The sequence below is a fragment of the Ruminococcus albus AD2013 genome (assembly GCF_000526775.1).
Lineage (GTDB): Bacteria > Bacillota > Clostridia > Oscillospirales > Ruminococcaceae > Hominimerdicola > Hominimerdicola alba_A.
In genome coordinates this window covers 2,928,931-2,949,935 of sequence record NZ_JAGS01000001.1, presented here as the reverse complement: position 1 = coordinate 2,949,935, position 21,005 = coordinate 2,928,931, and the positions used below count along the sequence as shown (strand labels likewise).

At 46.6% G+C, this 21,005-nt stretch carries 19 protein-coding genes; 12 read left to right on the top strand and 7 right to left on the bottom strand.

All coding sequences use genetic code 11. The annotated features are described in order from the left end of the window. The first annotated feature begins 201 nt into the window (after positions 1 to 201). The 5 genes from N773_RS0113160 (at position 202) to cysK (ending at position 5,586) form a co-directional block, all read left to right on the top strand. Complete coding sequence (locus tag N773_RS0113160) at positions 202 to 1,371, top strand: AGE family epimerase/isomerase (RefSeq protein ID WP_024858212.1); 1,170 nt, start codon at positions 202 to 204, stop codon at positions 1,369 to 1,371. A 23-nt stretch (positions 1,372 to 1,394) separates the two neighbouring features. Further along, a complete protein-coding gene (locus tag N773_RS0113155) occupies positions 1,395 to 2,327 on the top strand; it encodes a hypothetical protein (RefSeq protein ID WP_024858211.1) in 933 nt (310 codons plus the stop codon). A 47-nt stretch (positions 2,328 to 2,374) separates the two neighbouring features. Next, positions 2,375 to 3,061, top strand: a complete 687-nt coding sequence (locus tag N773_RS0113150; RefSeq protein WP_024858210.1) for a PHP domain-containing protein — start codon at positions 2,375 to 2,377, stop codon at positions 3,059 to 3,061. Between the two features lie 117 nt (positions 3,062 to 3,178). Next, positions 3,179 to 4,408, top strand: a complete 1,230-nt coding sequence (locus N773_RS0113145; protein WP_024858209.1) for a glycoside hydrolase family 5 protein — start codon at positions 3,179 to 3,181, stop codon at positions 4,406 to 4,408. Between the two features lie 248 nt (positions 4,409 to 4,656). Continuing rightward, on the top strand, positions 4,657 to 5,586 hold the full coding sequence (gene cysK, locus N773_RS0113140; protein WP_024858208.1) for a cysteine synthase A: 930 nt from the start codon (positions 4,657 to 4,659) through the stop codon (positions 5,584 to 5,586). 65 nt (positions 5,587 to 5,651) lie between these two features. Here the strand turns inward: cysK and N773_RS0113135 are convergent, their stop codons facing one another. The 3 genes from N773_RS0113135 to N773_RS0113125 form a co-directional block, all read right to left on the bottom strand. Then, a complete protein-coding gene (locus N773_RS0113135; RefSeq protein ID WP_024858207.1) occupies positions 5,652 to 6,125 on the bottom strand; it encodes a chemotaxis protein CheW in 474 nt (157 codons plus the stop codon). A 178-nt stretch (positions 6,126 to 6,303) separates the two neighbouring features. Next, a complete protein-coding gene (locus N773_RS0113130; protein WP_024858206.1) occupies positions 6,304 to 7,287 on the bottom strand; it encodes a chemotaxis protein CheB in 984 nt (327 codons plus the stop codon). After that, positions 7,284 to 8,123 (bottom strand): CheR family methyltransferase, encoded by an 840-nt coding sequence (locus N773_RS0113125; RefSeq protein ID WP_024858205.1) that lies wholly within the window; start codon positions 8,121 to 8,123, stop codon positions 7,284 to 7,286. The genes N773_RS0113130 and N773_RS0113125 overlap by 4 nt, the downstream gene beginning before the upstream one ends. Positions 8,124 to 8,593: 470 nt before the next feature. Between N773_RS0113125 and N773_RS0113115 the strand changes: the two genes are divergently transcribed. From N773_RS0113115 to clpB, 4 genes are all read left to right on the top strand, one after another. Continuing rightward, entirely contained in the window at positions 8,594 to 9,250 is a 657-nt protein-coding gene (locus N773_RS0113115; protein WP_024858203.1) for a hypothetical protein, read from the top strand. Between the two features lie 12 nt (positions 9,251 to 9,262). Beyond that, entirely contained in the window at positions 9,263 to 9,637 is a 375-nt protein-coding gene (locus tag N773_RS0113110) for a hypothetical protein (protein WP_024858202.1), read from the top strand. A 20-nt stretch (positions 9,638 to 9,657) separates the two neighbouring features. Further along, a complete protein-coding gene (locus N773_RS0113105) occupies positions 9,658 to 9,990 on the top strand; it encodes a hypothetical protein (RefSeq protein ID WP_024858201.1) in 333 nt (110 codons plus the stop codon). Positions 9,991 to 10,065: 75 nt separating this feature from the next. Beyond that, positions 10,066 to 12,690 carry an ATP-dependent chaperone ClpB gene (clpB, locus tag N773_RS0113100; protein WP_024858200.1) on the top strand — a complete coding sequence of 875 codons (2,625 nt, stop codon included), beginning with the start codon at positions 10,066 to 10,068 and terminating at the stop codon, positions 12,688 to 12,690. A 376-nt stretch (positions 12,691 to 13,066) separates the two neighbouring features. Here the strand turns inward: clpB and N773_RS0113095 are convergent, their stop codons facing one another. From N773_RS0113095 to N773_RS0113080, 4 genes are all read right to left on the bottom strand, one after another. After that, positions 13,067 to 14,149 carry an electron transporter RnfD gene (locus tag N773_RS0113095; RefSeq protein WP_024858199.1) on the bottom strand — a complete coding sequence of 361 codons (1,083 nt, stop codon included), beginning with the start codon at positions 14,147 to 14,149 and terminating at the stop codon, positions 13,067 to 13,069. Between the two features lie 29 nt (positions 14,150 to 14,178). After that, positions 14,179 to 14,679 carry a hypothetical protein gene (locus N773_RS0113090; RefSeq protein ID WP_024858198.1) on the bottom strand — a complete coding sequence of 167 codons (501 nt, stop codon included), beginning with the start codon at positions 14,677 to 14,679 and terminating at the stop codon, positions 14,179 to 14,181. Next, positions 14,676 to 15,437, bottom strand: a complete 762-nt coding sequence (locus tag N773_RS0113085) for a Nif3-like dinuclear metal center hexameric protein (protein WP_024858197.1) — start codon at positions 15,435 to 15,437, stop codon at positions 14,676 to 14,678. The genes N773_RS0113090 and N773_RS0113085 overlap by 4 nt, the downstream gene beginning before the upstream one ends. 69 nt (positions 15,438 to 15,506) lie before the next feature. Continuing rightward, a complete protein-coding gene (locus tag N773_RS0113080) occupies positions 15,507 to 16,220 on the bottom strand; it encodes a hypothetical protein (protein ID WP_024858196.1) in 714 nt (237 codons plus the stop codon). 536 nt (positions 16,221 to 16,756) lie between these two features. Here N773_RS0113080 and N773_RS0113075 point away from each other — a divergent pair. The 3 genes from N773_RS0113075 to N773_RS0113065 are packed head-to-tail and all read left to right on the top strand — an operon-like array spanning position 16,757 to position 20,996. Further along, entirely contained in the window at positions 16,757 to 18,448 is a 1,692-nt protein-coding gene (locus N773_RS0113075) for an efflux RND transporter periplasmic adaptor subunit (protein WP_024858195.1), read from the top strand. Positions 18,449 to 18,462: 14 nt separating this feature from the next. Continuing rightward, positions 18,463 to 19,173, top strand: a complete 711-nt coding sequence (locus N773_RS0113070; protein ID WP_024858194.1) for an ABC transporter ATP-binding protein — start codon at positions 18,463 to 18,465, stop codon at positions 19,171 to 19,173. Further along, positions 19,170 to 20,996: a biotin/lipoyl-binding protein gene (locus N773_RS0113065; RefSeq protein WP_024858193.1), complete on the top strand. Its 1,827-nt coding sequence runs from the start codon at positions 19,170 to 19,172 to the stop codon at positions 20,994 to 20,996. Before N773_RS0113070 ends, N773_RS0113065 begins: the two co-directional genes overlap by 4 nt. The last annotated feature ends 9 nt before the right edge of the window (positions 20,997 to 21,005 follow it).

The window sequence follows — 21,005 nt, the reverse complement described above, 5'->3', positions numbered from 1 at the left end:
CACGTTCATCGGGACGTTTTTTGCTACGCTAAAATTTTCCCAAAAATGATAACGATTACAATAGTAAATAATTTGTTATCCCCTTGAAATCGGCATTTTTATGTTGTATAATTAGGGCAAAGGATATTTAATATATTACCATATATCTACCTTTAACAAAATATGGTAATGGTTTTTAGGGAAAATGAAGGAGCGGATATCATGCTGATAAATGAAGTCAAAAAAGAACTGGAAGAACATATCATACCATTCTGGAACAAACTGCGTGATGACGAAAACGGCGGTTACTACGGATACCTCAGCTTCGGGCTGGAACTTGACAAACAGGCAGATAAAGGCGTGATACTCCATTCAAGGATACTCTGGTTCTACTCCAATGCCTATATGACCCTGGGCGGTGATGAACTTCTCGACTATGCAAAGCACGCCTATGAGTTCATCAAAAATAACTGTATCGACTACGAACACGGCGGCGTTTACTGGATGATGGACTATAAGGGCAGACCAGCGGATACCATGAAGCACACCTACAATATCGCCTTTGCCATATACGCCCTTTCAAGCTATTACAGGGCAAGCGGCGATAAGGTTGCCCTCGCGCTGGCTTACGGGCTTTTCGATGATATAGAAAACAATACCCTCGATGAGTACGGCTACCGCGAAGCTTTTGACAGGGAATGGAATCTCGTGGATAACGAAGCCCTCAGCGAAAACGGACTTAAAGCCGACAAGACCATGAACGCCATACTCCACCTGATAGAAGCCTATACCGAACTATACAAGGCTGACGGCAATGAAAAAGTCGCCCAAAGGCTGAGATTTCAGCTTGGTCAGATGAGGGATATCGTATTTACCCCCGAGACCAACGCACTGAAAGTTTTCTTTGATACAGCATTCAATTTAGTCGGCGATATCCATTCCTACGGTCACGATATCGAAGCCACATGGCTGATGGATAAAGCCTGTGATGTCCTCGGGGACGATGAACTCAGAAAAGAGTTCGCCGAGATGGACTTGAAGATATCCCATAACATACAGGATATCGCTCTTGAAGACGGTGCGCTGAACAACGAAAGCGATAAAGGCATTATCGACAAGACCCGCGTATGGTGGGTACAGGCGGAAGCTGTTGTGGGCTTTATAAATGCCTATCAGCACAGCGGCGAGGAAAAGTTCCTTGTATCCGCAAAAAGCGTATGGGAGAATATAAAGAAATACGTCATAGACCCCCGTGAGGGCGGCGAATGGTACGCCGAAGTCACCTTTGACCATGTTCCCCGCGAAAGCGAAGAAGCAGTAGGTCCATGGAAGTGCCCCTACCATAACGGCAGAATGTGCATGGAGGTGATAACCCGCGGCGTGGACTTCTGATATTCCCCCGAAAGGAGGACTACATGGAAAAAGCAGTCAAACTGCTTCACCGCACACTTATTACTTTGTGCATTTTTATACTTGGCGGAAGCCTGATATATTACCTTACAAAGTGGGGAAGTCTGCCCGATGAACCGGGTATACATTTCGGTCCCGATCAGGAGTTCGATGTATACGCCTCTAAGGTCTACGGATTTTATCCCCACCTGATGAGCGGTATAACCATAGGTATAGCCGCTTTTTCGGGGTGGCTGATAAGCAGGAAAAGCACGGGGCTTAATATCAGCGAAAAGGGCGAGAAGCTGTTCAAGGCTGAAATAATGCTCACGATAGATGTCATCGCTTTGCTGATAACCCTGACTTTCCTTGAATGGACGATGGCGGTGTCACATCAGAGGGCACTTGGTGATATCGCTCTCGGACTTATAAGCGCGGCGTTCATCGCGGGCGCTGTCGGGATAAGCGCTGAGATAGTCACCGCAGTCAAGTTCCGTAAGAAAAACGAACATGCAAAGGGCACAGGAACTTTTCACCGTTCATGCAGGATAGCCGCATGGCTGTTAACAGGGCTGTCCGTTATACTGCTGGCATTTGTGTGGGAAAGACTTCCCGCAGATGACATTACAGATCAGTATCACGGGCTGGCATATTTTGCCAATTCAGGTACCTACATGAACAAGTGTCTGCTTTTAGTGCCCTACGCGGTATGCGTTATTATTCTGGCAGTGCTTGAAGTCATATCGGTCAGGGCAATAAAAAAAGACAGCAAAGCACTGGTACGGTTCACCGACAGGCTGAAGCTGATAAACGGTCTGTTCTTTTTCTGGTGGGATCTCATGCTGATTAGCGAAGCTAAGATAGGCGCGGTATCGGTTTGTATATACATCGGGCTGACAGTGCTTTTCGCAGTGCTGTATATCTTCCATAAAAAGGAAAATCAGCACCCGAACGCGTAATGAACAACATCAAAATCCAAGGACATACCATAGAAAGGCAAGTTAAAATGTACAAGTACGAAACACATCTTCACACGGCGGAAACTTCTGCCTGCGCATCGGCAACAGGTGCCGAACAGGCAAGGCGATACAAGGCAGAGGGCTATGACGGCATATTTATCACAGACCACTTTTTCAATTCAAACACCACAGTCCCGAGAGATATCTCATGGGACGAGAAGGTGATGCTTTACTGCAAGGGCTATGAAAATGCCAAAGCAGAGGGCGACAGGATAGGGCTGAAAGTATTTTTCGGGATAGAGTATACCTATCAGGGGGCTGATATACTGGTATACGGTCTTGATAAGCAATGGCTGCTGGCGCACCGTGACTGTGACAGAGATTTCTACCAGTTTTACTACGATGCAAAAGCCGAGGGCGCACTGCTGATACACGCTCACCCTTTCCGCGAGGCGGACTATCTGCGGGAGATAAAGCTTCTGCCAAAGTGGGTGGACGGTGTTGAGGTCTATAACAGCGGAAACGGCAAAGATGTATACAACGAGCGTGCCGAGTGGTATGCAAAGCAGTTCGGTTTCCGCACTACTGCGGGTTCGGACAATCATCATCTGTCGGTAAGGAGCGAACGTCTTGCGGGAGTAGTCAGCGAGGTTGAGTTCGAGCGACCCGAAGATTATGCGGCGGCATTTTTCGCTGATAAAGTGAGACCCCTTTATCCTGCGGAAAGATTATAATAAAACAAATGTTCCACGTGGAACATTCTGAAAATAAGGCTGAATGTTCCCGACGGCGAAACCATGGCAGATGCCTTATGATAGCTAAGATAGGAAAACAGTAAAAGGAGGATATTTATGAAACTGAAAAGAATTGCAGCCCTGCTGACTGCGGCAGTTATGAGCGTTGGTGTGATGGCTTCATGCGGCGGCAGCAAGAGTGACGACAAGTCAAAGGCGGATACAAAGTCTGCGGCAGAAACAAGCGGTGCCGAGGGTGACAGCTCCGAAAGCGAAGAGATACCCGTTTCACAGACACATACCAACGACCCCATGACCGTAACTTCTGCAAAGGACTTAGTTGCCAAGATGTCCAACGGCTGGAATCTCGGAAATACCATGGACGCAACAGGTGAGGGTCTTGAATCCGAGATAAGCTGGCTTCCCACCAAGGTATATACAAACAAGTTCATGATAGATATGCTTCCCGAGGCAGGCTTCAATGTACTGCGTATACCCGTAAGCTGGGGAAATCATCTTATAGACGACAACTACACCATCGACCCTGCATGGATGGACAGAGTTCAGGAGATAGTTAACTACGGTATCGATGACGGTATGTATGTTATACTCAACACTCATCACGAGGAATGGTATATGCCCAAGCCCAGTGAGAAAGACGGCGATATCGAGGAATTAAAGGCGATATGGTCACAGATAGCAGACCGTTTCAAGGGCTATGACGAACACCTTATATTCGAGGGACTGAATGAACCCAGACTCCGCGGAGAGGGCGCTGAATGGACAGGTACTTCCGAAGCGAGAGAGATAATCAACGAGTACGAAAAAGCCTTTGTTGAAACTGTAAGGGCATCGGGGGGCAACAACGGTGACAGATGCCTGATGATAACAGGCTATGCGGCTTCTTCGGGATACAACAACCTTTCGGCGATAGAACTTCCCGAGGACAGCGACAAGCTGATAATCTCGGTACACGCATACCTGCCTTATTCTTTTGCACTTGATACCAAGGGTACTGACAAGTACGACCCCGAGGACAACGCTATCCCCACATTTTTCGATACCCTCAACGAACTTTTCATCAGCAGGGATATACCCGTTATCGTGGGCGAATTCGGTTCCATGAACAAGGATAACATCGATGACCGTGTAAAATGCCTTGACGATTATCTCGGTAATGCGGCTAAGTACGATATCCCATGTGTATGGTGGGATAACTATGCACGCATCGGCAACGGCGAGAACTTCGGACTTCTCAACAGACAGGAGTACGACTGGTACTTCCCCAAGCTGATGGATGTATTCAAGAAATACGCCGAAAGCGACCCTTCAGCGGCAGCAGCATAACAACGTAAACAAGCGGTCGGTCACAGAAATGTGCCCGCCGCTTTCATGTTGAAATATTGTGCAATATGCATAACCGAAAGAGTGTTTTTGGCCTTCGATTGTACGATACAGAGAATCACTATTTAACCTATTGACATACTAGGATTAATATGATATACTTTGAACACAGAAACGGGAAGACCCGCATTAATAGTAAGCTATTTCAATGTCGTTTACTATAAATCACTGTAATGAAAGGAAGATATATAATGGCAAACATCTACAAGAACATTGGCGAACTTGTCGGCAAAACTCCTCTGCTGGAGGCTGACAGATTTTCAAAGGCTGTAGGCGCAGAAGGAAAGATACTGGCTAAGCTTGAATACTTCAACCCCGCAGGAAGCGTTAAGGACAGAGTTGCCCTGAACCTCATCGAGGACGCAGAGAAGAACGGCACACTGAAAGAGGGTTCTACCATCATCGAGCCTACATCGGGCAACACAGGTATCGGTCTGGCGGCAGTGGGCGTATCCAAGGGCTACAAGGTCATACTTACAATGCCTGAGACCATGAGCGTTGAGAGAAGAAACCTGCTGAAGGCTTACGGCGCAGAGATCGTACTGACAGAGGGTTCAAAGGGCATGACAGGCGCTATCAAGAAGGCTGAGGAACTCAACAAGGAGATCGCAAACTCCGTTATACTCGGTCAGTTCGTAAATCCCGCTAACCCTGCTGTACACCTTGCTACAACAGGCCCCGAGATCTGGGACGACACTGACGGAAATGTTGACATCTTCATCGCAGGCGTAGGTACAGGCGGTACTGTAACAGGCGTTGGTCAGTATCTGAAATCCAAGAACCCCAATGTCAAGATAATCGCAGTTGAACCTGCTTCTTCTCCTGTACTTTCTCAGGGCAAGTCCGGCGCACACAAGATACAGGGTATCGGTGCAGGCTTCGTTCCCGATGTACTTGATACAAAGGTATATGATGAAGTATTCGCAGTTGAGAACAACGACGCTTTCGCAGCAGGCAACAAGTTCGCTAAGACAGAGGGTATCCTTGTAGGTATCTCTTCGGGTGCGGCACTTTTCGCAGCTGCTGAACTTTCAAAGCGTCCCGAGAACAAGGGCAAGACAATCGTTGCACTTCTTCCCGATACAGGTGAGAGATATCTCTCAACCGCACTGTTTGACTGATAATTCGTACCCCCATAAATAAGCTAAGGACAGATGTACATAAGGTGCATCTGTCCTTTCCATTTTTATTGATCTTTTGCCGCATCTGCTGCGGCGGCGAATTTTTCTTCATCATCGGGGCGTATGACCAAGTCGGGGGTGATGATGAAACAGGGCTTGTCCTCATGCAGAAAAGTTCCGCTGATAAATCGGGGGTTGACCTCATCGTTGACATCGGGGGGAGGCTGTATTTCCTCCTGACTTTTCTCAACAAAGCCCGTGATATTATCGCACAGCAGACCAAGGCGTTTCTCGGTATCGCAGATGATTATACATTCGCGGTCAGTCCTCATACGTCTCGGATAGCCGAATCTTTTCCTGAGGTCAATGACTGTTATAGTCACGCCGTCGTTGACGATAGTGCCCTCAACATAATCGGGCAGGTCGGGGACTTCGCTTGCATTCTGCCGCGGCACTATAAGCCGTACATCAGAAAAACCCATGGCAAAGGTCTTGTCATCAACGGTAAAGATAAGATATTTATTATTGCTCTCCTCCAATGTCTGCACCTCCAAATGTGCTGTACTGTTATTGTATATAGTCATACTGCCGGCACACCAAACTAAACAGCAATCTGATGGACTATGGAGGTATTCTTTCCCCGCATGCGGCGGGGGAAGAATACCTCACCATAAATGTAACTTGTTATAAAAGCATATGAAGTGGTGTGCTAAAGTATTATGTGTCATTAAGTTTATTGATAATATGAGATGCTATCTCATCAAGGGGCAGGCTGATATTTGCGGCACCGTTCTCTGCGGCGACTTTCGGCATACCGTATACCACCGCTGTTTTTTCGGATTCGGCGATATTGTATGCCCCAAGCTTGCGCATATCCAGCATACCCTTTGCGCCGTCACTGCCCATACCTGTAAGTATAACGCCTATGGCGTTCTTTTTTGCCGCATACGCCGCAGAATCGAAAAGAACGTCCACCGAGGGGCAGTGACCGTTGACCTTTACGCCCGCTTCACTTGTGACAAAATAGCCCTTTTTATCGCGAAATACCCTGAGATGCTTTCCGCCTGCCGCGATTATCACCATGCCGCGTTTGAGATATGTGCCCGATACTGCTTCGGTGACTTTCATCGGCAGTGCCGCATCAAGCTGAGTTGCATAAATCTTGGTATAACCCTCGGGCATATGCAGTACACACACCACAGGGGGACAGTCCGCAGGCAGACCTTTCAGCACCACGGGCAGGGCATTTGTGCTCCCCGTTGAGCCGCCTATTACTATGACCCGCTCGCAGTCGCTTATCTTCTGTGGATAGAACCTCGGCTTGATAATGCTTACAGAACTTATTATACTCGTGCTGACACGCTGTAAGAGTTTTTCGTCAGCCGCTGTACCGCTCTGATGAAGTATGATATCTATCGCCCCTGCCGAAAGCAGTGCCGACTGAGGACTTTTGCTTGCGGTAACAACGATTATGGGTATCGAATACCTCGGACAGAGTTCCTTTATATAAGCGGCGGCATCAAATTGCTCACCTGCATCTATATCCAGTACGATCACAGAGGGTTTACGGTGGGCTATCATCATCTTTGCTTTTCTCAGAGGGAACGCCGCTATCACAGTATCCCCTGTCAGAAGTTCTTTCAAGCCGCCTGCAAGCAGCTCATGCATTTTAAGGTCATCTGATATCAGATATACTATCATATGCTGCTCACCTCCGTTTTCTTACGGTAGACAGCAGGCTTCTCCCTGATATAGGGCATATCCAATGGCGCAGATTCAGCGTGACCTATATACAGATATCCGCCCTCTTCCGTGGCATTGTAGAAACGTTTGCACAGGTCGGATTTCGTTTCATCATCAAAATATATCATGACGTTGCGGCAGAGAATAAGATCAAAGCTTTTCTTGAAATTTATCTCATCCATAAGATTATGGTATTTGAATACAACGTTTTTGCGTATGCGTTCCTTGACCTGATAAAGACCGTGAGAGGTCTTATCAAAGAACTTTTCCCGCCATTCCTCGGGGAGATTTTCAAGAGATTTTTCGGTGTACACGCCCTTTGAAGCCTGCCTGAGTGCGTTGAATGAAATATCTGTTGCCAGTATCTTCAAGTCCCACTTGGAGCGGTTGAAACCGAAATACTCATCAAGGCACATGGCAAGATTATAAGGCTCGTTACCGTAGGAACAGCCCGCCGACCATATCCTGAGATCATGGTCACGCACGGCTTTTTCAGCCCGGGGCAGAAAGACTTCGCGGAAATGGTCGAAATGCTCGGATTCACGCATGAAATAGGTATGATTTGTAGTCAGCTTATTTATAAGGTTAGCTACCTCTCTGCCCGATGTATCGTCAAATACAGCATCAAGGTACTCGCTGAAGCTGCTGAAGCCGCAGTCAGCGATATAGTTTGCAAGTCTCGACTGCACAAGGAACTGCTTTCCTTCAAGGTCGATGCCGTAGCCTTTTTTGACAAAATGTACAAGTTTATTGAAATCAAGTTCATTGATGCCTGTATCAACATTTGATATCACAGCCTGCGCCCCCTTTCAGCATGAAAAATTACCTGTCTATCCCTTTAACACGCCACATAGTGATATATAACAATGAAACATCGTGATAACCGCCAAGTATTTCAAGTTGTGATATAACTCCAATCAATATGGTATGTCAGCGGAATGATCATAAAACATTATGCTTTATACAGTTGATTATAACATAATTTCATGTGATTTTCAAGTGGTTTTGTATTTTTCGTACAATAATTATTAAACAACAATATTGAATTTGCTATTATGGTGGGCGTTACAGCTCCTGCATTTTATGAAAAATTTGATAATTTTGAAAAGTTTTTATATACAATGCACAGTGAAATATTCCGAGAAGCTTGTGCGGTTGTGCAGTTCAATAAAGTGTATGCAAAATTATATAATGTCATTGACAAATTATTAAAACGGTGCTATAATGATATCAGTTTCAAAAGCATCATGAAAGGAGTGAGACGATGAATAAAAGCGTGTACAGTCTGGTGCTGGCGGACGAAGTGGTGGAAGCCATCGACCGCATGGCGTATTCGATGAACACAAGCCGATCGAACCTGATAAACCAGATACTCGCCGAAAGGGTCAGCCTTATGACCCCCGAGATGCGTATGCGGCAGATATTCAGCGAGATAGAACAGCTTATGGATCAGCGGTTCCTGTTCATCGATCAGCCCTCCGACAGCATGATAGCCATAAAAAGCCCGGTGCGGTACAAGTACAAGCCTACACTAAGGTACAGCCTTGAACTCAGCCGTGATATGCAGGGCAAGGTAGGGCGGCTGAAAGTATCTTTCAGGACTAAGAGCGAACAGCTGACCGCCGCCGCAGACGGATTTTTTGAGCTCTGGCTGAAACTTGAAAACAAGTATCTCAGGAAAGTTTTTCCCGATGGCGTTCCTGCACAGGCTGAAAACGGCAGGTATACAAGAGATCTCTATTCTCCCATAGCGGAACATCTTTCCGATAAGGAGATAGCAGAGGCGGTGGCAGGATATATCCGCCTGATGGACAGCTGTATACAGACCTATTTTGACGGTCTGACCGAGGGGCGTGACCGTTCCGATGAGATAGGCGCGAAGTACGCGGCGTATGTCAGGACGGTAACTGCGGTTATATAGGACGGTGACGGCATGAGCAGAAAAATAAAGATAACAGACGCTGTTATACTGATACTGCTGACCGCGGCGGTAATAGCTTTTTTCGCACTTACCACAAAGGCGGAGCGGAAATTCGGTGTAAGAATACCAAAGTCATCATCACAAGAAGTGATAGGCGGCTTTACATTCGTGACGCGCAATGACCTTATAATAAATATCCCCGAAGACTATATACGCGAACTCAGCGAAAGCAGACCCACCTACGATGAGGTCGTTGAAAAGCTCGGCGAGCCGGGTATACAGACAGGTTCCGGGATATGCAGAGCCTGCTGGCGCATAGGTGAAAGGAAGTACGCGGAATATGTTTTCATGGGCGATATGCCCTATCTGCAAATACGGGAATACTGATAAGCTAAAAGGAGTACTGTATGGATAAAGAAAAAGTAAGAGTTATCAAAATAAGTAAAGAGGCACTGTTTGAATATATCTATGAAAATTTTATCGCAAATCAGGATAAGTATTTAGATGTAGACAAGACTGAAGTATCTGATTATTTTGATATCGATCATGAGAATGGGAATTTTATATTCTGTGCAATAAGATTTGAAGATGAAGACGGAAATTTCCTTTCAATGCCTTCTGAGATAGATCTGAAAAAACTTATGAAAATGATCCCCGATACAACAGATTCGATGTTTTCACCAAACCGAAAATATTATAAGGAATACTCAAAAGACGAATTAGCTGAATTGTGTAAATAAATTCTTATCAGACGCAGGGACACTTTTTATAACGAAGTTAAATATATTTTTTGACATATAAAGGAGGACACAATAATGAATATGCAGAAATTTACCGAGAAATCGGTGCAGGCTGTACAGGACGCACAGAACATCGCGGCAAGGCAGTCAAATCAGGCGATAGGACAGGAACATCTGCTGAGCGCACTGTGCCTTGATGATAACGGTCTGATACCCCAGCTTCTCACACAGATGAGCACGGATATCAACGCTTTCCGCGGCGCACTGGACAGGGCTGTTGATAAGATACCGAAAGTCACCGTAGGCGGACGCGCACAGGGTCAGGTGTATATTTCCAGTGAACTTGACCGCGCACTTGCCGAGGCAGAAGCACAGGCAAAGCAGATGGGCGATGAGTTCGTATCCGTTGAGCATATATTCTTAGGTATAATGGAATGTGCAAACAGCGAAGTCGCAGAGGTACTGCGTACCTTCGGCATAAACAAGACAGGTTTCCTTGCGGCACTGAAACAGGTGAGAGGAAGCGCAAAAGTAACCAGCCAGAACCCCGAGGAGACTTATGATGTACTGAAAAAGTACGGTCAGGAACTGGTAGGTCTTGCAAGACAGAACAAGCTCGACCCCGTTATCGGCAGAGATTCCGAGATTAGAAACGTTATCCGCATACTCTCCCGTAAGACAAAGAACAACCCCGTGCTGATAGGCGAACCCGGCGTAGGTAAAACTGCCGTTGCCGAGGGTCTTGCACAGCGTATCGTCAGCGGTGATGTGCCCGACAGTCTGAAAGACAGACAGATATTCTCGCTGGATATGGGCTCGCTGATAGCAGGTGCAAAGTTCCGCGGCGAGTTTGAAGAGAGATTTAAAGCCGTTGTAAGCGAGATAAAGAAATCCGAGGGCAAGATAATACTGTTCATCGATGAACTGCATACCATCGTGGGCGCAGGAAAGTCCGACGGCGCAATGGACGCAGGAAATCTGCTGAAACCTATGCTGGCAAGGGGCGAACTGCACTGCATCGGTGCCACCACCCTCAACGAGTACAGACAGTACATCGAAAAGGATAAAGCCCTTGAAAGACGTTTCCAGCCCGTTATGGTAGACGAACCCAGCGTTGAGGATACCATATCCATACTCCGCGGCATAAAGGAGAGATATGAGGTATTCCACGGCGTTAAGATACAGGATCAGGCGCTGATAACCGCGGCTGTGCTTTCCGACAGATACCTGACGGACAGATTCCTGCCCGATAAGGCTATCGACCTTGTGGACGAAGCCTGCGCACTTATCCGTACAGAGATGGACTCCATGCCCACCGAACTGGATGACCTGAGAAGAAAGATACTCCAGCATGAGATAGAAGAAACTGTCCTCAAAAAGGAAAGCGACAAGCTTGCCGAGGAACATCTGGCAGAAGTTCAGAAAGAACTTGCAGATATGAGAGCGCAGTACAACGAGATGCGTGCTAAATGGGAAAACGAAAAGAACGCTATCTCCAAGGTGCAGAAGATACGCGAGGAGATAGATGCTGTAAACGGCGAGATAAAGCAGGCAGAGCGCGACTATGACCTCTCGAAACTGGCAGAGCTGAAATACGGCAAGCTGGAAAATCTGCAAAAGGAACTGGCAGAGGAAGAAAAGAAAGCCGAGCAGTCCTCAAAGAGCAATACCCTGCTTAGAGATAAAGTAACCGATGACGAGATAGCAAGGATAATCTGCCGCTGGACAGGCATACCAGTTGCAAAGCTGATGGAGGGCGAGCGCGACAAGCTGTTAAGGCTTGAAAGCATACTCCATGAAAGAGTTATCGGACAGAACGAAGCTGTTGAAAAAGTCAGCGAAGCTATACTCCGTTCAAGGGCAGGTATCGCAAACCCCAACACACCTATCGGTTCGTTCCTGTTCTTAGGCCCTACGGGTGTGGGCAAGACCGAGCTTGCAAAGACCCTTGCACAGGCACTCTTCGATGACGAAAACAATATGGTTCGTATAGATATGTCGGAGTATATGGAGAAATTCAGCGTAACAAGGCTGATAGGAGCGCCTCCCGGATACGTGGGATATGAAGAAGGCGGTCAGCTGACTGAGGCTGTAAGAAGAAAGCCTTACTCCGTTGTACTGCTGGACGAAGTCGAGAAAGCTCACCCCGATGTGTTCAATATACTTCTGCAGGTGCTCGATGACGGCAGAGTTACCGATTCACAGGGCAGAACGGTAGATTTCAAGAACACCGTTATCATACTGACCTCGAACCTGGGCTCACATTTCATACTTGATGGCATCGACGAGGAAACAGGAGATATCAGCGAGGAAGCAAGGGACAATGTCAACGACCTGCTGAAAACTCATTTCCGTCCCGAATTCCTGAACCGTCTTGACGAGATAGTAATGTACAAACCTCTGCTGAAGAGCGAGATATACAGCATCTGCGGACTGATGCTGAAGAGCCTTGAAAAGAGACTTGCAGAAAAGCGCCTGAAAATGGAGCTTACCGAATCTGCAAAGGCGGCGATAGTCGATCAGGGCTACAATATGGCATTCGGTGCAAGACCTCTGAGAAGATTTATTCAGAGCCATGTGGAGACTCTGCTGGCAAAGGCAATAATCAGGGACGACCCTGCTGCTGACAGCCTGATGAAAGTAGATTATGACGGCAATGATTTCTCTGTTGAGACTATCGCACCGACAACAGCCGAATAATACTTATATTAATTCATAATTCATAATTCATAATTCATAATTGTTGGCAGGGCAACCACGAAGTTGGGTAAGAATGCCAAGGAGAAGAGCTTTGGGTCAAGCCTTTCGCGAAAGGCTTGCGGAGAGCACGAGAGGCAGAGCCTCTCGGTCAAGGCGCAAAAGCGACGCGGCAACAAAGCTTTAAACAGCAAAGCAAACTTCCGACCAATAAGGCGCGGCAATAATCAACAATAAGAGCGTGGACAATCAAACCGTCCACGCTCTTTCTGCGTCCGTAAAATTATTGTCGCGCCTGAAATCGGACAGCGAAGCGAATCCGATTTCTCGACCCGCAAGGGGCGATATGATACCGCAGTCCTTTGATTAATAAAAAAACCTACTTCCAGATATCCTCCCCAAGCCCCGAAAGATAAGCAGTAAGCTCCTCTGCCATCTCGTATTGCTCGGATATCCTAGGATGCCCCGGAGTCGCCTTGCCTGTGCGGGTGAACATGAAATGTCGTATCCTGCTGTCAGAAAGCTCATAAGCTATCTCGTCAACAGCTTTGTCCCATTCGGGGTCGTGACCAAGTACCGTCAGCAGAAGCACAAAATATGCACGGTGGTACTTTGCGCGAAGTTCCTTTATTATCCCCTTGTAACCCTCTTTCCAGCGGGTGCGGAAAGATATATCGGTTATGTCGGGGTCGCCCTCGGCTTCGTTGTGACTGTCATTCTGTCCGACCGCGAATATCACCACATTCGGGGTGTATCTGCCAAAATCCCATGGGGTGTAACCCCTTTCACCCTCGGGATAATAACAAAGCTTGTCGTAGGCAGTCTCCATACCGATGAAATCAGGGGCGTGGAACCAGCCTGTGTTGTCAAATACCGAAATACCGCCCTGGGCTGTGCAGTTAAGCTGTGCCCCGAGATTTCGCGCAGTTATCGAAGCATAGCTGTACCACGCATTGTCGTAAATGCCCTCGTGTCCCTCAGGGTCGCACTTGCCCTCAAAATCACGGGCTTCAACTACTGCGCCCGCCGATACCGAATCGCCGAATACCTCTATCTTCCTTGAGGGAAGCGCAGGGGCTTCAAGAACTTCACCATCAATGACAAAGCCTAAAAACCTGAAATAGTGAGATGCGTCCTGACGCTTGAAAAGCACTATCTCGTGTTCGCCGTCTTCAAGACCATCTGCAAGCGTAAGACAGTACTCTTTTTCCCATTCGTTTTCCTCGCCGAAATCAGCACGGCATACCTTGCCGTCGATAACATATCCGACAGACATTTTGTTGAAAAAACGCCTGTTGAATATCACTGCACTGACACTCGTGCCTTTGAACCTCATGCGCACATTTGAACCTGCCCAAATGAATACGGGCGCATTCGGGTCGTCAAAGTCTATCCTGCCCATGTAGGACATCTTGTCTGTGGGGCTGATAAGCTTTTTGCCCTCGGGTATCCTTGTTTCCATTTCCATATCCTCCGTTTATACTGTATCGTTCAGCGCTTTTTGCGCTGTTTTGACCTTAAATATGCCTTGGTTATTGCGATGCCAAACAGCAGTTCTATCACCGATAGTACTGCGCAAATTATCGACAGAGAGCGGGAGTCTTCAATATTGCTTTCAAAATAATATTCTTTGGTATTTTCGGGATCGTAGAATATCTTCGCGTTTTTCTGTTTTGCAAGATATAAAGATGTGGTATGTAACGTCTGTGAGGGGAAAACGCCGTCGCTCTTTACAACTACATCGGCTTTGCCCTGATAGTGATGGTGCCTGCCCCATATTTTGGCATTCGTCACCTCGCCGACTATCTCGGCTGTGCAGTGGTTTTTCCTGTGGATATGATCTTTCATAAACAGACCTGACGCCACAGCAAACACTGCCGACAATACAAAGGTGAAAACTATCAGCCCGATTTTCAGCCTGTCGGGTTTGTTCTTCTGCTTTTGCTTTTTCAGGAATGCTTCACTGCCGCTTATATGTTTCTTCTTTTTCACTTATGCCACACCACCACATCGCCCGAATTTTTTGCGATGCTTATATCTGCTTCGGGGAATCTCTCTTTCAGCAGACCCTGCATATGTTCGCAGAAAATATTTTCAGTGTAGAAATGCCCCGCATCGAATACCACAAGACCTGCGTTGTATGCGTCAACAAATATATCGTGCTTAACATCTCCCGTGATATAGCCGTCACAGCCCTTTGCAAGTACTTCTCCCAGAAAACTTCCGCCGCTGCCCGAACATACTGCTATCCTTTTCAGCAGACCGCCGTTTGCTTTGTCGTATCTCACTGTGGGACAGCCAAGTTTTTCCTTGCAGATATCTGCAAGTGCTTCGGCAGTGATGCCCTCATGTTCGCAGATACAGCCCATCTTTGCACCGTTTTCCTCGGCTATGCAGTCAACAGGCACAAGACCCAGCTTTTTGCAGAGGATATCGTTCATCACAGCGCAGTCGAAATTTGTGTGGGCTGAGATAACGCTGATATCGTTCCTTGCAAGTACACCAACTACACTGTCCGGGTCAAGCCTTTTTATTCCGCGGAAAATCACGGGATGATGTGTAACGATGAGGTCAGCCCCGACTTCTGCGGCTTCTTTTGCAACATCAATGGTGCAGTCAAGGGACAGAAGTATCTTATCAGCGCTCCTGCCCTTATTGCCGACGCAAAGCCCGCTGTTATCGTAGCTTTCCTGCAAACGGAAAGGTGCTGTCTCCTCGATGAAATTGTAAATATCTCCTACTGTATACATAATTGTCCTCCTTTAGTTATAGAAAAACACCTCCGACGTTTTCTGTCGGAAGTGTCAGTGTAATCGTTATTATTTTTTACCGAACAGACCTCTTTTTGCGGGTTTCTTTCCGATATCCTTGGTGGGGTCGCCGAAACGCTCCTTGTTCTTTTCGATATCCATAGCTTTATCATGTACGCTTGCGGACATGATGCCTGACATCTGCTGCATCAGCAGGTTCTGCTCGAATATCGCAACTGCTTCTTCACAGGTCTCAGCTTCGCCGTTCACCATGAATTCCTTGATCTGACCGATATTGTTCATGTAGTCCATATCCAGATCCATGAAATCGATCTTCTTTCTCAGTGCTGTAAGATAATCGTCGCGCTGTTTTTCAAGCTGCTTTATCCTGCCCTGAAGTATCTCGATCTGCTCGGTGATACCCTCATTGACTTCTTTCTGGTGATCCCTGACTTCAACAAGTTTCTGGGTGTAGTACTTATTGATTATCATATAACCTGAAACTGCTATCGTAAGGAAGCCGAATACAGGAACTATGATGAAAAATCCGGTATGGAAAGCTATCAGCAGGAGAAGTGCAAATATCAGCGCACCGCCGAGAACGTATAGCATCGATTTATTGCGCTTTCCGTTAAAATCAAATTCCCTTTCTGCCTCAGAAACATCTCTTATATATATTTTCAGATACTCCTTGTTCTCCTTACTGATCTCAACGCCGTCAGCAATTTCAAAGTATCTGTTTATATAGCATTCAGCTAACTCCATCTTTTCTAGCTCGGTCATTATTCTTCACCCTCTGAAAGTCGTATTATTAAAGTAATACCCGTACAGCAATGACATAGGTCAAAGTGTATATAATAAAAGTATACCACACCAACTCCTTTTTGTCAATATTTTTATAAATAATATATTCAATAAATAAAATATGTTGGAATTTTTTAGTTGATGTTTAACTAAAAGATATAATTAACGTATTCCTTGAACCGAATGACCGATATACTATATAATATGGGGATTCAGAGCGATATAAGTTAATTTCAATGAAGTTTAAAGTAAGTTAACTTAAATATTTATATAACCTGTTAATTATCGAAAGATTTTCTTAAATTCGCCTGACTTTCATTGACAGAAGTTTCTTTTTGTACTATAATAAATTGCAGATAGAAAAATCAGAAAACCTATGTAGACAAAAAAGACAACAGATGATCAATAGTATATTGTACGTCTGTATATAGCCGATATGCTGTACACATTTTATGTGCAGTGTGCTTATGCAGACTTTTTTTGTCTTACAGACTTATCAACAGGAGGATATGGATATGTCAAAAGCAAGTTCTGTCGGAAAAGCTGTTGTGACTCTGCTGATAATCGGCGGAGTGGGCTTCGGCGGGTGGAAGCTGTATAAGAATTACGGCAGTCCCGAGTCTAACAGCAGCGACAAAGTGTACGTACAAAAGGTATCGAATGTGAATACTGTCACAGGTTCGGATCTGTTTGCAAACAGTTTCCCCGGTGTGGTAGTGGCACAGAAATCGGTAGACGTTAAATACGACAGCACCAAGACCGTAAAGGATATACTGGTGGCTGAGGGCGATGCCGTAAAGAAAGGCGATAAGCTTCTTACCTACGATACCGAAGCGATACAGATCGAGATCGATACTGCAAAGCTGGACGTTGAAAGAACTCAGAACGAGATCGAGACAAATAATCAGCAGATAAAGCAGTACGAGGAAGAAAAGAAGAAAGCAAGTGAAGATCAGGTAGTATCCTACACAAACCAGATACTTCAGCTGCAAAGCGACAATGCAAGAAAAGAATACGACATCAAGGCAAAGAATGTGGAGATAACCAAGCTGGAAAGCTCCAAGAAGAACGCTTATGTCGTAGCACCCATAGACGGCACTGTAAAGGATCTGAAAGATCCGTCCTCAAACGGGGGAGCTGATGATTACGGCTACGATCGTTACGGTTCCGGCGATGAAGGCGTGATAATGAAGATCTCCGCCGAGGGCGACTACCGCGTAAAAGGCGTATTCAACGAGCAGAACAGCAATGCCATATACAAGGACGCTGAGGTGATACTCCGCAGCAGAACAGATGATACCAGCGTCAGTGGTGTCGTATCTGAGATAGACACATCACCTCAGGAAAACAACGACGATATGTACGGCTATGGCGAAAGCGATGAACAGTCAACTTCTTCAAAGTATGCTTTTTATGTTGAGCCCGAATCACTGGAGGGCTTCAAGCTTGGACAGCATATCCTCATCGATACCGACAGAAGCGACGATGTTGAGAAGACAGGAATATGGCTTTATACAAACTTTATCCTGAAAGACGGAAACAAGTCCTATGTATGGGCTAAGAAATCCGACAAGGATGTCATCGAGAAGAGATACATAAAGATAGGCAAGGAAGATACCGAGTACGGCGACTGCGAGATACTTGAGGGTCTTTCCACCGATGATTATATCGCTTATCCCGCCGACTACATCAAGGAAGGTCTAAAGACCACCACAAATTCCTCCGATAAGGATATCCCCGAAAATGATCTTGGCGACGGAGAGATGATGGACGAAGGTATGATGGATGAAGGCATGATGGACGAAGGCACGATGGACGAGGGCGACATGGGCAATATGCCTGGCGATTTCGTTTCAAACGATGACGGCAGCTATTCAATGACAGATGAGGACGGAAATTTCATCGAGGGTGCTGCTGACGGTTCAATGAAAGTCACCTCACCTGACGGCGGTGTTGTCGAAATGGATGCTGATGGCAACTTTATCCGCGGCAGTGTTGATGATGATGGTACATTCACATTCGACTATGACGGCGAAGCTACTGCTGACACTGATAAGGGCGATGCTGACGGCAAGGCAAAGGCTGAAAAGACCGAGAGCGAAGAACCCGATGTAGCATTTGAAGATCTTTACGGCATCTCCGAAGATGAGTTCAACGCTATGTCCACCGATGAAAAGGACGAGTTCCTTAAAAAGCATTACAGCTGAGAAAGGCGGACAATATGGTATTTGAACTGAACAATATCTTCAAGGATTATATGCAGGGCAAAGAACCCGTCCCCGTACTTAAAGACATATCGCTGAGCGTTGATGACGGCGAGTATGTTGCGATAATGGGACCCTCGGGTTCGGGCAAATCCACCCTGATGAACATTATCGGCTGCCTTGACAAGCAGACAAAGGGCAGCTTCATATTCGATGGTTCGGATATAATGAAATGCAGTGACAAGCAGCTTTCGGATATACGCAATACCAAGATAGGTTTCGTTTTCCAGAACTTCAATCTTCTGCCGAGACAGTCGGCACTTGAAAATGTTGAACTGCCTCTGCTGTATGCGGGACTTTCCAGAAAAAGACGCCGCGAAATGGCGAAAGAGGCTCTGCACAGAGTAGGTCTTGAGGACAGAATGAACTTCAATCCCACACAGCTTTCAGGCGGACAGAAGCAGAGAGTTGCCATAGCAAGGGCGATAGTCAACAGACCCAAACTGCTGCTGGCGGACGAACCTACAGGTGCGCTGGATACAAAATCGGGCGACGATGTAATGGAGCTTTTTGAAGAGCTGAACAAGGACGGCGTGACCATAGTTATGATAACCCACGAACCCGAGATAGCCGAACACGCAAAGCGTGTAATGTATATCCGTGACGGCGAACTGCACAGCGGCGCATTCAACAGCCGTGTCAAGAAAGAGGAGGAGGAGAGCGAATGAAAAAACTGATAATATTTCTTCTCTGTGTGGCAGTACTCGGCGGCGGCGGATATTTCGGCATGAAAAAGTACAAGGACAGCAAGCAGGAAAAAGTCGTAGTTGATGTAGTGCCTGTCAGCCTTATGATGCAGGACAGCGAATATTTCGATTACTACTACAGAGGACTTGACGGACGCGTGCAGTCTTCCAATACCCAGAGAGTATATATAGATACCGAGAAGCTGGTAAAGGAAGTATACGTTGAGGAAGGTCAGAGCGTTAAAAAGGGCGATGCGATACTTGAATACGATATGACCGTGGTAGAGCTGGAACTTGCCCAGAAGGAAAACGCTGTAAAGATAGTTGAGCAGGATATCAAGATGGCTAAGAAGGAGCTTGAAAAGATACGCAACTACAAGCCCTCCGAGGACGCACCTCAGCCCCCCGAGCCGGATTATCCTGATTTTCCCGACGATATACCAGATGACAGTATGCCTGACGACAGCATTCCCGACGATATCGGACCTGATGTTCCCGACGGACCTCCCGCACAGCTTATCACAGATGTGATAAAGCCTGCATTCATACCCGCTGAGGGCGTGGGCACCCCTGAGGCGCCCTACATCATCAACTGCACTAATGAGGCTGAGGTCTCCAAAGAGTTCATGATAAGAATGGCAAGCGAGAAGAAGTGCGCCGAGATATGCGTATACGACGAGGAATACAGATACCTTTTTAAATGGATAATAGTGCCTGCCGAGAAAACAGATCCCGAAGCACTTGTAAGCTGGAAGGTATCCGACGGCATAACCATCGACGAGGACGGAAATGCTTCCATTGATACCGATGTTAAGCACTACGGCAAGCTGAGCTTTACTCACCCGACAACTCAGAAGAAGGACGATTCATCATTACCCGAGGACGACAGCTCCGAGCCCGAACTTCCCGAGGAAGATGAAGAACCCTATGATTACTATGAAAGCTACGATCCCGCTGATTATTACATCGACCCGGAGGGTACGGATTATGTATATTCCCGCGAGGATATCAAGCAGATGATATCCGATAAGGAAGACGATATAAAGCAGCTGGAGATAGACCTCAAACAGGCTAATTTTGAACTTCAGACAGCCAAGAAGCGCAAGGTAGACGGCAAGCTTTACGCCGAGCTGGACGGCATCGTCAAGAAGATAGGCAAGGCTTCGGGGGATGAAGAAGCCGCTGAAGAGGAAGAAGAGGAAGACATCTACGAGGAGCCCAATGCCGATGACCGCGCATTTGCAGTTATTCAGGGCGAGGGCGGCACCGAGGTAGTATGCGAGATAAGCGAGCTGAACCTTCCGAAATACAGCATCGGCGATACCTTTACCATAACCTCATGGAATTCAGACGGTACGGGCGTTGCTGAGATAACCAAAATAGACGATGTACCCGTAAGTTATAATAACTATAACTGGGGCGAAAATCCGAATAACTCTTCGTATCAGATACACGCAAAGATAATCGAAGGCGAAGACAGTTTCTCTTACGATGACTGGGTAGAACTTACTGCGGATAAAAAGGAATCGAACAGCGAAAAGTCTTCAAACTCGGTATACCTGCCGATACACTATGTAAGGCAGGAGGGCGGCGATTATTACATAATGAAAGCCGACGAGGACGGCAGACTTAAAAAGCAGTACGTAAAGGTCGGACAGATAATGTACGGCTATATGATCGAGATCAAGGGCGGTCTTAGCTATAAGGACAAGATATGTTTCCCTTACGGCAAAGAAGTCAAGGAGGGCACAAAGACCCGTGAGACCACCGAGATACTTATGCCCGAGAACATGGACATATTCTGAGGAGGTAAG

Excerpts from the sequence above, each read along its gene's own strand:
- N773_RS0113095 (WP_024858199.1), bottom strand. The coding sequence starts at position 14,149 with ATGGAAACAAGGATACCCGAGGGCAAAAAGCTTATCAGCCCCACAGAC.
- N773_RS0113105 (WP_024858201.1), top strand. The coding sequence starts at position 9,658 with ATGGATAAAGAAAAAGTAAGAGTTATCAAAATAAGTAAAGAGGCACTG.
- cysK (WP_024858208.1), top strand. The coding sequence starts at position 4,657 with ATGGCAAACATCTACAAGAACATTGGCGAACTTGTCGGCAAAACTCCT.
- N773_RS0113110 (WP_024858202.1), top strand. The coding sequence starts at position 9,263 with ATGAGCAGAAAAATAAAGATAACAGACGCTGTTATACTGATACTGCTG.
- N773_RS0113145 (WP_024858209.1), top strand. The coding sequence starts at position 3,179 with ATGAAACTGAAAAGAATTGCAGCCCTGCTGACTGCGGCAGTTATGAGC.
- N773_RS0113080 (WP_024858196.1), bottom strand. The coding sequence starts at position 16,220 with ATGACCGAGCTAGAAAAGATGGAGTTAGCTGAATGCTATATAAACAGA.
- N773_RS0113065 (WP_024858193.1), top strand. The coding sequence starts at position 19,170 with ATGAAAAAACTGATAATATTTCTTCTCTGTGTGGCAGTACTCGGCGGC.
- N773_RS0113160 (WP_024858212.1), top strand. The coding sequence starts at position 202 with ATGCTGATAAATGAAGTCAAAAAAGAACTGGAAGAACATATCATACCA.
- clpB (WP_024858200.1), top strand. The coding sequence starts at position 10,066 with ATGAATATGCAGAAATTTACCGAGAAATCGGTGCAGGCTGTACAGGAC.
- N773_RS0113115 (WP_024858203.1), top strand. The coding sequence starts at position 8,594 with ATGAATAAAAGCGTGTACAGTCTGGTGCTGGCGGACGAAGTGGTGGAA.
- N773_RS0113085 (WP_024858197.1), bottom strand. The coding sequence starts at position 15,437 with ATGTATACAGTAGGAGATATTTACAATTTCATCGAGGAGACAGCACCT.
- N773_RS0113075 (WP_024858195.1), top strand. The coding sequence starts at position 16,757 with ATGTCAAAAGCAAGTTCTGTCGGAAAAGCTGTTGTGACTCTGCTGATA.
- N773_RS0113070 (WP_024858194.1), top strand. The coding sequence starts at position 18,463 with ATGGTATTTGAACTGAACAATATCTTCAAGGATTATATGCAGGGCAAA.
- N773_RS0113130 (WP_024858206.1), bottom strand. The coding sequence starts at position 7,287 with ATGATAGTATATCTGATATCAGATGACCTTAAAATGCATGAGCTGCTT.
- N773_RS0113150 (WP_024858210.1), top strand. The coding sequence starts at position 2,375 with ATGTACAAGTACGAAACACATCTTCACACGGCGGAAACTTCTGCCTGC.
- N773_RS0113155 (WP_024858211.1), top strand. The coding sequence starts at position 1,395 with ATGGAAAAAGCAGTCAAACTGCTTCACCGCACACTTATTACTTTGTGC.